The organism is Nevskia soli, from assembly GCF_903970205.1.
Lineage (GTDB): Bacteria > Acidobacteriota > Terriglobia > Bryobacterales > Bryobacteraceae > Bog-113.
The window spans coordinates 1-12,763 of sequence record NZ_CAJCHS010000242.1 but is presented as its reverse complement, the minus strand read 5'-3'; the positions used below and the strand labels follow the sequence as shown (position 1 = coordinate 12,763).

The window sequence follows — 12,763 nt, the reverse complement described above, 5'->3', positions numbered from 1 at the left end:
CCCTGCGACGTGACGAAGGATGAGGACCTGGCGAACCTTAGCGCGACAGTGGGCGCGCTGGGGCGGCCGGTTCACGCGGTCATTCATTGCCTGGCTTCGGCAAAAGGCGAGGAACTGGGGAATCCCTTTATCGAAACCAGCCGCGATGGGTTCCTTTTTGCGCAAAATGTGAGTTCATTTTCGCTGGTGGGCGTGGCGCGCGCGCTGGCTCCGCTGATGACCGAAGGCGGATCGATCACCACCCTGACTTACATCGGCTCAACCCGCGTGGTTCCGAATTACAACGTGATGGGCGTGGCGAAAGCTGCTCTCGAAGCCTCGGTGCGCTATCTCGCGAGCGAGTTAGGACCCAAGGGCGTTCGCGTGAATGCAATCTCCGCGGGTCCGATTAAGACCGTTTCGGCGCGCGGCGTCAAGGATTTCAGCTCGATTTTAGAGGTTGTCCAGCAGCGCTCGCCGTTGCGGCGCAACACCGACCCGAATGAGGTCGGCGACGCCGCGGTCTTCCTCGCCAGCGATCTGGCGCGCGGGGTTACGGCCAATACGCTTTATGTGGATTCGGGCATGAGCGTGATGGGGTAGGCAAAAACGATCCGGTATTTCACATAAAACGGACACAATTTACGCCGATCTTCACATTTATTTTTACGAATTGTTGGCGTAAAACGTCCGTTTGGCGTTGACTTATAAATCGGTTTGACATAGACTCCTAATCGTTCAGGAGTTGTCCCATGTTTATTTTGCATTCCACGAAGAATGCCAGCGCAGCCGCATGCCTGTTCATTCTCTTCTCCAGCGTGGTTTTCGCCCAGGAAACGTCCGGTTCCATTTCAGGCACCGTGAAGGACACCTCGGGCGCATCCATAGCCAACGCCACGGTAATCGTCACTGAAACGCAGCAGGGTACCAGCCGGACTCTGGCTACAACGAACGACGGAAACTTCGCGGCCGACCCTCTACAGCCCGGTAAATATCAGCTAAGCGTCGAATCGCCGGGGTTCAAAAAAGCGGTTCGGACGGACATTGTCTTATTCGCCAACCAGAGGGTTTCACTGGGTGACATTCCCTTGGAAGTCGGCACCCAGAGTGAAACCATCAGCGTCGAGGCGTCGGCTGAACAACTGCAGACCGAGGATGCCATGCGTTCCGGCGTCATTACCGGCAGCCAAACGGTAAACCTCGCCCTGAACGGACGGAACTACCTGGACTTGGTGAAGACCGTGCCCGGGGTCAACAGCGACTTCGATGGGGAGGTCGCGGGGCCGGGCGGTATCGGCAGTATCTATGCGAACGGACAGCGCGGCAACGAAAATAATTCCACGCTGGACGGAATCGGCAATATGGATACCGGTTCGAACGGCACGCAGCACACCAGTCTGAATATCGATGCCGTCGCGGAACTGAGCGTGGTGACCAACGCCGAGTCCGCCGAGTTCGGCCGCTCCGTCGGCGCTTCGATCAACGTCGTTGTAAAAAGCGGGACAAGCGACTTCCACGGCACCGGTTATTGGTTTCACCGCAACGATAGCCTGAATGCCAATAGCTTTTTCAACAATCTGAACGGGGAATCGAGGCAGCTCTACCGGTATAACTACCAGGGCTTCAACATTGGAGGGCCGATCTACATTCCCGGCCATTTTAACCGGAATAAGAACAAGTTGTTCTTTTTCTTTGCGCAGGAATGGCAGGACCAGCTGGAACCGCTGTCCCGCCAAAACGTGACCGTCCCGACCGCGCTTCAGCGGATGGGCGATTTCCAGGGCACGCAGAACGGTTCCGGCGTGCCGGTGACCATCATCGATCCCACCACCAAACTGCCTTTCCCGAACAACACGATTCCGGCCAGCCTGATCGATCCCAACGGCACGAAGATTCTCGATTTTTACCCGCTGCCGAATTTCACCGGGGACAATAGCTATAACTACACCACCCAGGATTCCGCGAGCTACCCGCGGCGGCAGCAGGTCTATCGCGTGGACTGGAATATCAGCGACAACTGGAAATTCTTCGCGCGCGCGATCCAGGATCATGATATTCAGGACCTTCCTTACGGCCAATGGAACGCCAGTTATAACATCCCGTTCACCGACATTGCTTTCGGGCAGCCCGGCTATTCGACGGTGGCGAACCTGACCGAAGTCATCGACCCGACCATGACCAATGAGATCGTCTTCGGGTTAAGCCATAACTTCCTCAGTGAAGTGCCGACGTCCGACGCATTTTCGCTCACCAAACTGGGAACCACCTTCCCGCTTCCCTATCCGAAGGCTTCCCCGATCGACCTGATTCCGAATTTCACCTACAGCGCCGGCATTACCAACCCGCCGTATACGGCGTTCGAGGGGACGCCGTTCATGAATTACAACACCACGATCGAGGTTCACGACAACTTCAGCAAGGTTGTCTCGAATCACCGGTTAAAGGCGGGTGTGTATTGGCAGTACAGCGCTAAGGACCAGACTTCGACCAGTCCGGCAAGCGGAACGATCGACTTCGGAACAAACCCGCAGAATCCCGGCGATACCGGGTACCCGTTCGCCAACGTGCTGCTGGGGAACTTTAACACCTTCCAGCAGTCGAGCACCGTGTTGAACGGACAGTACCGCTACAACAACGTTGAATTCTACGGACTGGATTCCTGGAAAGTGACGCCGAAGCTCACCGTGGAGTACGGCATGCGGTTCTATTGGGTCCAGCCGCAGTATGACCAGGCGCTGCAGACGTCGACCTTCAATCCGGGCTTGTTCAGCACTAGCGGCGAAGCTGTGTTGTACGGGCAAAATGCCGCGGGCCTGGCCGTGAATCCGCTGACGGGAGCGACGGCGCCCGCCGCGTTCATCGGAGCCATTGTTCCCGGAACCGGAACCACGACGAATGGGATTTATACCAATGGGATTGCCCGCGCCGGGGTCAATTACCCGGCGGGTCTGATCAACAGCCGGGGTCTGCAATACGCTCCGCGTCTGGGAATCGCCTACAACGTTCTTCCCAAGACCGTCATCCGGTTGGGAGGCGGCGTGTTCTACGACCGGTTCCAGGGCAACCCGGTGTTCCAGATGCTAACCAACCCGCCGGGCATTAACACGCCGACCATCTACTACGGGAACATTGAGACCGCGGCCGCCACACCGGGTCTCAACTTTCCGGCTTCTCTGTCGGGCTTCGACAAGGCGGGCCAGATTCCGACCACTTATAACTACAATCTGAGCATCCAGCGCGAGTTTGCCGGGGGCATCTTACTCGATGTAGGCTACGTCGGATCCGTGTCGAATCACCTGCTTTATTCGACCAATATTAACGGCAACCTATTCGGCAGCGCCAATCTTCCGCAGAATCAGATCAATGGCCAAACGATCAACCAGAATCTTTACCGGCCCTATCCCGGTTTTGCGGACATTCAGGAGTTTTCGTTTGGAGCGAACTCCAACTACAACGCGCTGCAGGTGAGTGCCAACCGGCGGCTCGCCCATAACTTCCAGGTGGGTCTGGCATATACGTGGTCGAAGGCGATGGGTGTCGCAACCGGCGACGGCGACGAGTTAAACCCGATCAACTATAAACTCGCGAATTACGGACCGCTCGGGTTCGATCGTACGCAAATCCTGGTTGTTAATTACATTTACAACGTACCCGCGGTCGGCAGAAACGGGAATGTTTTCGACAACCCCATCGGGCACATCGTTTTGAACCACTGGGTGCTCTCGGGGATCACTACCTGGGAAACCGGCGAGCCCTTCACCGCGAGTTACAACACGCCGGCAAACGGCGCGAACATCAACCTGGGTACGACGGGAAGCCCCAGTTTTGGGCCTCGCCTGGTGGAAGTTGGAAATCTCTACGGACCGAATTCGAGCATCTACAACTACCTGAATCCCGCGGCTTTCTTCCCGGCGCAACCGGGAAGCGAGGGCTTCGAATCCGGGGAAAACAACTTACGTTTACCCAGTTTCTGGAATTTCGATCTTTCGGTGTTCAAGGATATCCCGCTCCCGCGCGAGGGAATGAAGTTCGAGCTTCGCCTGGAGGCGTTTAACGTTTTCAATCACCCCGAGTTCAACGGCGTAAACTCAGCCGTAACCTTCAGTTCGCTCGCGCCCAACGCAACGATCACGAATCTGCCGACGGCGCTGGGCGGCGGCGGCGGCGTTTCCGGATTCGGGGCGTTGAACTCCACGCGCCAGCCGCGTATTGTGCAGATCGCCGCTAAGTTCTACTTCTAAGAAACCGCGCAAAACGGAGCGCGCCCCGCGCCGCCAGACTTCGCGGGTTCCTTTGGGTTTGGCGGCACGGGGACGCGCCCTTTGCGCTGCTTGACCAGGCATACAATCGGGTAGGCGGGCAACGATTCTCGGTCGCCCTTCCGTTTTGAGGTATGACGGCGCTCCTCCTTCTGATTTCTCTAGCAAGTGCCGCGGACAGTCCAGACTTACTGACCAGCGGCCGGTCAGCCATGGAACGCGGTGAATATGCGGAAGCCGAGCGCCTGTTTCGCGAGCAGATCGGCAAGACCCCGCATTCGGCGGAAGCGCTCGGTAACCTGGGCGCTGTGCTGGCCAGGGAAAACAAGCTTGACGAAGCGATCGCTGCTTATAAGAGCGCGTTAACCGCCGACCCGAAGCTCGACGCCATTTACCTGAACATGGGGATCGCCTACTTTCGCGCCGGGCGCTTCGAGCAGGCGATCGACCCACTCGAGCATTACCTTAAGTTCCATCCGGACGAGATCAGAGCCCGCCAGCTCCACGCCATCGCATTCGTTGAGAACGCACAGTATGAACAAGGCATCGCCGAACTTGACCGTCTGAACCGGGAAAAGCCCGATCAACCCGCGATCCTCTTCGCTCTGGCGAGCGCGCATATACGGGCCGGGGACGAAGAACGCGGCAAGCAACTATTGGAGCAGTTGGGCGGGGGAAATTATCCTCCGGGCCCGGTGCACTTATTGCAAGGGATGCTGTTCTATCGTTCCAAACTCTACGATGCCGCCGAGCGCGAGTTAGAGGAGGCGCTTCGCCTGGATCCGAAGTCCGCGCCGGCCCTGGCCGCATTAGGCCGGCTGCGCTTGCGCGTGAATGACGATCCGGCCGCGATCGATTACCTCCAGCGAGCCCTGGCGATCCAGCCCCAGGACGCGGAATCCAATTACCAGTTAGGCGTCCTGCTCAGCCGCAACAATCAGGAAGAACGCGGCCGCGAATATCTGGAACGAGCGCTGGAACAGCGCACCCATTACCCCGATCCGATGTATTTTCTGGCAAAAATCGAGTTAAAGGAAAACCATCCGGCGGAAGCCGTGAACTATCTGGAAAAAGCCGCGCTACTGGCGCCGCACCAGGAGAACATAACGTTCCTGTTGGCTCGCGCTTACAAGCAAGCCGGGCAGGAGGAGCGCGCGCGGAAGGAGTTGGCCGAATTCCGCCGTTTGCAGGCCGAACGCCTGAAACGGGATCAGGCCGCTATAAGTCCCGACGCGCCTCTCGATCCGACGCAGCCCATAGCCGGCCGGGAACGATGAACCTCACCCGCCGCAATCTGCTCGCCTTGCTTGGAGCAAGTCCGGCATTCGCGCAAGGCGTGGCAACCCGCGGCATCAAAGCGCAGCCGCGCGGCAAACCGTCGGGGATTCCTTTCGACGCGCGCTTCACCGACATCGCCCAAAGCGCGGGACTTACCAAGCCGGTCATCTACGGCGGCGTCGAACGCAAGAACTACATCATCGAAACCATTGGATGCGGTTGCGCATTCTTCGATTACGACAACGACGGGTGGCTCGACGCGTTGATCTTAGGCGGGACGCGAGTATCGGATGTCCCCGAAGGAGCAACCAACCGCTTATACAGGAACAACCGCGACGGTACGTTCACCGAAGTTACGAAAGAAGCCGGGTTACTGCGGACCGGATGGGCTTCGGGCGTGTGCATCGGCGACTATAACAACGATGGATTCGAGGATGTCTTTATCACCTACTGGGGCCAGAACGTTCTCTACCGCAACCACGGCGACGGCACCTTCACCGATGTCACTGAAAAAGCCGGATTGAAAGGGAATCGCACGCGCTGGGGCTCGGGCTGCACGTGGCTGGATTACAACCGCGACGGCTATCTGGACCTGTTCGTGTCGAATTATCTGGAATTCGATTTCGCCCGCGCGCAGAAGCCCGGCGAGAACATCAACTGCACTTATAAAGAGATTCCGGTCAATTGCGGTCCGCGCGGCTTGCCGCCGGGAACGCACTCGCTCTATCGAAACAATCGCGATGGGACGTTTACCGACGTCAGCTCGGATGCCGGCATTTCTAAGGTCAAGGGAACCTACGGGATGACCGTCGTGGCGGCGGATTTCGATGAAGACGGATGGCCCGACATCTATGTTGCGTGCGATTCGACCAACAGCCTGCTGTTCATGAACAACCGCGACGGAACATTCCGCGAGGAAGGCGTCGAACGCGGGGCCGCTCTGAGCGACGACGGCGTCGAGCAGGCCGGCATGGGCCTCGGCATCGGAGACTACAACCTCGACGGCCATCTCGACATTTTCAAAACGCACTTCACCGAAGACACCAACGTCCTTTACCGTAACGACGGTAAGGGCGGCTTCGAGGACGTGACGTTGTCTTCCGGGCTGGGCGTCGAGACGCGCTTCACCGGCTGGGGCGCCGGTATCGTCGATCTCGATAACGACGGTCATCCCGATCTCTTCATTGCAACAGGCAGCGTCTATCCGGAGCTGGAAGCGAAACTTCCCAACGCTCCGTTCAAGACACCCCGCGTCATTTTTCGGAATCTGGGGAACGGACACTTCGAGGAGCTGATCGAGACCGCCGGATCGGGAATCGGCGCTCCGCACGCGAGCCGCGGGTGCGCGTTTGGAGATTTCGATAACGATGGCGACCTCGACGTCCTCATCGTGAACTTGAACGAGCCGCCGTCGCTGCTCCGCAATGACCTGACCGGCGGCAATCACTGGTTGAAGGTCAAGCTGGTCGGGACCAAATCCAACCGCAGCGCGATCGGAGCGCGCGTGACCGCCAGGTACGGCGGAAAACAGCAGACTCAGGAAGTGTTGAGCCAGTCGAGCTTTTATTCCACCAATGACCGGCGCCTCCACTTCGGGCTTGGCCCGGCGACCACTGCGGACCTGCATGTGTACTGGCCAAGCGGCGCGGCTCAGACGTTTGCCGGGTTGGGCGTCTCGCAGTCAATCGTCATCCAGGAGGGGGTTGACAAGGTCATACGCGCCGCTTGGCCTCGTCCATCCTAATCAAGCCCGTGATCGCGGGCACACCCGTTCACACTGTTCCTGTTTTTCACAATTGACTCCCCCTCGCACTGCGCTAAAATAGCAGGAGTTCCTTTCATTTGCTTCTTCACAAGGTGGTTGTAATGACCTCATCCCGAGTTTGGATTGTCAGCATCCTCACGGCAGCCCTAACCTCGTATCCCGTTAATTTACCCGCTTCTCCGCAAGATCAGAAACCTGCCGCCGGGGAAGAAAAGCAAACCGTCGCCAAGCCGCTGACGGAAAAGGAGCGGAAGCGCCGCGAGAAAGCTCTCCGCAAAGAACTCGAGACGCCCTACAAGAAATGGCTGAACGAGGACGTCGTCTACATCATCACCGATGAGGAACGGAAGTCGTTCCACCAACTCAACACGGATGAGGAGCGCGAGCAGTTCATCGAGCAGTTCTGGCTCCGCCGCGATCCGACTCCCGACACGGCCGAAAACGAATACAAGGAAGAGCACTATCGCCGCATCGCCTACGCCAACGACCATTTCGCGTCGGGCATCCCCGGCTGGAAGACCGATCGCGGCCGCATTTACATCACGTTCGGGCCGCCGGACGAAATCGAGTCGCATCCTTCGGGAGGTTCCTACAACCGGCCGATGTCGGAAGGCGGCGGTGAAACGTCCACCTATCCGTTCGAGCAATGGCGTTATCGCTATCTCGAAGGGATCGGAACCAACGTCATGCTCGAGTTCGTCGACACCACGATGTCCGGCGAGTTCCATTTGACCATGGACCCGTCGGAAAAGGACGCGCTGCTCTACACGCCGAACGCCGGTCTCACGCTCTACGAGCAGATGGGACTTTCGAGCAAGAACGATCGTTTTGACCGTAGTGACGGCACGCACCTTGGCGTCCCCACCGACATGATGGATGCCAGCATGAACGAGTTCACGCGCCTTGAGCAGTTCGCCAACGTTCAGAAACCGCCGCCCGTCAAGTTCAAGGATCTGGAAGCCATGGTCACTTCGCACGTGACCTATAACATCCTGCCGATGAAGGTCGAGACAGATTACATCCGCGTTACCAACGCTTCGGTCCTCACCAACCTGACGCTCCAGTTTGAAAACAAAGACCTGGAATTCCAGTCGAAGGAAGGCGTCCAGAAGGCCGTCGTGAACGTGTTTGGCCGCATCACCACGATGTCCCGCCGCATCGTCACCACGTTCGAGCACACGGTGGAAGTGCCGGTTGTCGCCCAAATGCTTGCCGAAGAGATGAAGCGTTCGTCCATCTGGCAGGAATCGGTGCCGCTCGCGCCCGGGATGTATCGCCTCAATATCGTTTGTAAGGACGTTGTTGCCGGAACGGTCAACAACTACGAGGCCGCGCTCAACGTGCCGCGCTTCGATGACGAAAAGCTTTCTTCCAGCAGCCTAATTCTGGCGGACGTGATCGAGAAGGTCCCGACCAAACAGATCGGCGCGGGCCAGTTCGTCGTTGGAACCACCAAGGTTCGCCCCCGGATCAGCGACAGTTTCCGCCAGGACGAGAAGATGGGCATCTACCTCCAGCTCTATAATTTTGGGCCGGACGAGAAGACCCAGAAACCCAACGGAACCATTCAATACGAGATTGTGAAAGCCGGGTCGACGGAGAAAGTGCTCGATTTCAGCGAAGCGATCAACGGAAATTCAGCCAGCCAGATTACGGTTGAGAAGCTCCTGCCGCTGCAATCCATGGCGCCGGGTAAATATGAGTTGAAGATGCGGGTCACGGATAAAAATCGTAACCAGACGCTCACTCCAACCGCCAGCTTTACGGTAACCTAGATTCGTGGACTCGGCGTCCGGCGGACGATGATCCCCAGAGCGCAGCACCTTCGATTTCGAGCGGCAACGCGGATAGCAGTCACCGCGCTCCTACTCGTTCCGTGTGTGCTCCGCGCGATTGAACCCGTTAAGATCGGGGGCGCCATCGAAGGGCGCGTCTCGGATTCCTCCGGGACACCGCAGATGGGCGCCGTCGTCCAGGTCTTCAATCATCAGGATCAGTTCGTCGGCCGCATCTCGACCGACGATCAGGGTCTGTTCACTTTCGGCGGCTTGCTGCCGGACGTCTATTCGATCCGCGTCAGTCTGGCCACGTTCCTTCCGGCTTTCCGGAGCAATATCATCGTGGAGCCGGGCGCCAGCAGTTTGCTGGACGTGAGTCTTTCCGGCCTGTTCAGCGTGATCCGCGTGCTGCCGCCCTCGAATGGAAAGAGCGGCTTGGTCAACGACGATTGGAAGTGGGTGCTCCGCTCGTCGAGTTCCAGCCGCCCGGTATTTCGCTACGCTTCGGCCTCGACAAGCTCATCCGGCACGCACGAAACCGTGTTTCGCGACAGCGAAGGGCTGGTGCGGTTCTCGGCGGGCGATATGAACAGCGCCGGCGCGGCGGGTGAAATGGGAACCGCGTTCGCTTTCGCCACCAATGTTTTCGGAACGAACAACGTGCAATTTGCCGGCGACGTCGGCTACGGGTTGACGACCGATTCGCCGTCCGCGTCGATACGAGCTACCTACAGCCGCAACTTCGGTGGGGACGTGCCTGAGATCACGATCACGGCGCGCCAGATTGAGATCCCGCGCTGGAGCGAGGCGGATTCCTCGCAAGTCCCGGGCGAGCCGCCCCTTCGTACTTTGGGCGCATCCATTGCGGACACAGCGCATCTGGCGGATTCGCTGGATCTCGCATACGGCATGGGTTTCGACTCCGTGGGCTTCGTCGAACATCAGCATTATTACAGCCCGTTCGCGCGCCTCACGTGGGACGTCCCGGTGGGTGTTGTGGAACTCACGTTCACGTCGGGGAATGCGCGCCCGGAACTGGGCATCGATCCTGCGACCGACACCAATTCCGAGCTGCAGCACGATGTTCTGGCGCTGAATGAAGCGCCTGCCGTCACGGTGAATGACGGACATATGCGCGTCCAGAGAGGGCAGGACGTCGAGCTTTCCTGGTCCCGCAGTCTTGGCTCGAATGCCTTGGGACCGACCGAAGTTCGTGTCACCGGCTATCGCGAAAGCGTGCAGAACGCGGGCCTGCTGATCTCCGGGAATCCGGGCGCATCGTTCGCGAACGATCTTGTACCTGATCTGTATACGGACAGTCTGCTATTCGACGCCGGGAACTACCACACCATGGGATTTACCGCCGCGCTCACGCAGCACGTGGGGGATTATTACCAGGTCACGGTTACCTACGGTACGGTCGGAGTTCTAAGCACGCAGGATCGCCAGTTGGCGAGCACTTCGCCGAACGAGTTGCGGTCGATGATCGGCGCCGGCGAGCGACAGGCGGTCACCGCGTTGGCGACGGCGACCGTTCCCCATGCGGGGACTCATTTCGACGCTTCGTACCAGTTCATGGACGATCACGATGCCATGACCGCCCGCGAATACTCGACGGACGCGAATCAGACCCAGGCCGGATTGAACTTCACCGTGCGCCAGCCGATTCCATCCGTTTTCGGCCTTCCTTTCCGAATGGAAGCGGACGCCGAACTCCGCAATCTGCTCGCCGAGGGATATCTTCCGCTCGCGGGCGGAAACGGACAGCGGCTCTACCTGGTACACAACCCGCGAATCGTTCGCGGCGGCCTGAATTTCCGCTTCTAACGTCTAAACTTCATGGAAGATCGTCAGACCGTATTCCGCCTTCTTCGTGATGTCGTGGGCGCGGTCCTGCTGGCCGTTTTCGTCATCGTTTTCGTTTACCGCCCGGTGAAGGTGGAAGGCACCAGCATGATGCCGAACCTGGACGACGAAGAGCGCATTTTCATCAACCAGTTCACCTACCGTTTTGGCATTAGCGACATCAAGCGCGGAGACACAATTGTTTTCTGGTATCCGAACGATCCCTCGAAGAGCTACATTAAACGCGTGATCGCGTTGCCGGGCGAGCGCGTATCGATCGACGACGGCGAGGTCTATATCAACCGCCGCCCACTGCCCGAACCGTACCTTCCCGACGATTACCGCGACCATTCCTCGATGGAACCCAGTTATGTTCCGCCGAACTCTTACTTCGTCTTAGGCGACCATCGCGCGTCGTCAAACGATAGCCGGGTGTGGGGCAGCGTGCCGCGCAATCTGATCTTTGGTAAGGCGGTGTTTGCGTACTGGCCGGTGGACAAGTTAGGTTCCCTGCGCTAGCTCAACAACGCCTTCCTACAATCCAACTCTTCACACCGAGACGGAGCGAAAGCGACGGTCAACACGCACAGTCCGATCCCGGCTGAACGGATACACTCCTCGCAGGAGTTACTCCATGCGCGTCGTATCTCTCGCGCCCAACTCCCAGCCAAACGGAATTACAACCGGGCCCGACGGCGCCATCTGGTTCGTCGAGGAAGGCGTCAGTGTCAGTAACATCGGGCGAATTACCACGAGCGGGGAGATTAAGGAGTACCCATTCCGACACCTAACAGCCGGCCAATTTGGATCGCAAACGGGCCGGACGGCGCGCTATAGTTTACGGAGTACACGGCTAACAACGTCGGACGGATAACTACTGCTGGCGGGGTCACTGAGTATCCGGTGCCTACGGCGAATCCCGTCCTCGACTGGATCACCACCGGCCCCGACGGTGCGCTATGGTTCGCGGAAAACGGCGGTAACAAGATACGACCGGCCGGACGGCGCCCTTTGGTTCACCGAGCAATCCTCGGGAAAGATCGGACGAATTACTACGGGCGGTGTAATTACCGAGGTCGTATCGGGTGGAAGCGATCCGCTGGGAATGACGGCCGGTCCGGATCGGGCTTTATGGTTCATGCTTTTCCACAACAGTGCCATCGCGCGCGCTCCAGCCTGCGCCCTGGGTTTGACAGCCGGGTTTGACAGCCGGTTTGCCCGCAACACGCTGAGAGCCGCGTTCGAACGCGGCGTCGCGCGGCCTGCGATTTGGACCATCGTTGCTGGGTCGACCATTCTGCTGAACAAGGGAATTGCGCCCGTGACCCCGCCGCGCGGATTCTCGTTAAGCTGTGGATCGTTCCCGAATGCCGGAGACGTAACCTTAGGTCTACGCTCTCTACCGGACAATTACACTTTCGATAACAGCGACACCGAGAGCTGTAACTATACGTTTCTGGTGAAGGACGCAGCTAAGAAGTACATCCTTAAGGTGGGTCCATTCTCTTTTGCGCTGGAGTCAGGGTCTGCTTATTTAACATCGACGACAGCAAGCTTGCCGAAGGATCCGGCGGCCGTCGGCGTCGGGTCGGTGATAACTCTGGTTCAGTGCGGGACTACTAACTATACTTCGGCGATGCAGACGTTTATTAGCTATCCATAACAACCAAGCGTGACCGGCTCGCGCCCAATCGCCGATAGGCTCGCTGATCGCCTCGTTGTAGAGTGGTCGAAGAACAACGAGGACATCCATGGCTAAGAAGCCGCCCGCCCACCCAACGAAGAAGCGCAAGCCGGCCCGGCCGCCCACGCCAAAGCCTGCCGCGAATACTGCCCAACCGGTATTCGCGCAGCCGCAA

The 12,763-nt window shown here is 58.5% G+C and carries 8 protein-coding genes and 1 pseudogene; all 9 read left to right on the top strand.

All coding sequences use genetic code 11. The features are described from left to right. On the top strand, window positions 1-582 hold a 582-nt coding region (locus tag H1Y01_RS10985), incomplete at its 5' end, for an enoyl-ACP reductase FabI (RefSeq protein WP_180540565.1). Between the two features lie 149 nt (window positions 583-731). Further along, window positions 732-4,220, top strand: coding sequence for a TonB-dependent receptor (locus tag H1Y01_RS10980; RefSeq protein ID WP_180540564.1), 3,489 nt, complete (start codon window positions 732-734; stop codon window positions 4,218-4,220). A 152-nt stretch (window positions 4,221-4,372) separates the two neighbouring features. Beyond that, window positions 4,373-5,515 (top strand): tetratricopeptide repeat protein, encoded by a 1,143-nt coding sequence (locus H1Y01_RS10975; protein WP_180540563.1) that lies wholly within the window; start codon window positions 4,373-4,375, stop codon window positions 5,513-5,515. Further along, window positions 5,512-7,260, top strand: coding sequence for a CRTAC1 family protein (locus tag H1Y01_RS10970; protein WP_180540562.1), 1,749 nt, complete (start codon window positions 5,512-5,514; stop codon window positions 7,258-7,260). Before H1Y01_RS10975 ends, H1Y01_RS10970 begins: the two co-directional genes overlap by 4 nt. Window positions 7,261-7,382: 122 nt before the next feature. Next, window positions 7,383-9,056, top strand: a complete 1,674-nt coding sequence (locus H1Y01_RS10965) for a GWxTD domain-containing protein (protein WP_180540561.1) — start codon at window positions 7,383-7,385, stop codon at window positions 9,054-9,056. 105 nt (window positions 9,057-9,161) lie between these two features. After that, a complete protein-coding gene (locus H1Y01_RS10960; protein WP_180540560.1) occupies window positions 9,162-10,886 on the top strand; it encodes a carboxypeptidase-like regulatory domain-containing protein in 1,725 nt (574 codons plus the stop codon). Window positions 10,887-10,898: 12 nt separating this feature from the next. Then, window positions 10,899-11,423: a signal peptidase I gene (gene lepB / locus H1Y01_RS10955; protein ID WP_180540559.1), complete on the top strand. Its 525-nt coding sequence runs from the start codon at window positions 10,899-10,901 to the stop codon at window positions 11,421-11,423. Window positions 11,424-11,774: 351 nt separating this feature from the next. Further along, a pseudogene (locus H1Y01_RS20245) lies at window positions 11,775-11,834 on the top strand (hypothetical protein); the annotation flags it as partial. Window positions 11,835-11,856: 22 nt separating this feature from the next. Continuing rightward, window positions 11,857-12,567 carry a virginiamycin B lyase family protein gene (locus H1Y01_RS10950; protein ID WP_180540558.1) on the top strand — a complete coding sequence of 237 codons (711 nt, stop codon included), beginning with the start codon at window positions 11,857-11,859 and terminating at the stop codon, window positions 12,565-12,567. The last annotated feature ends 196 nt before the right edge of the window (window positions 12,568-12,763 follow it).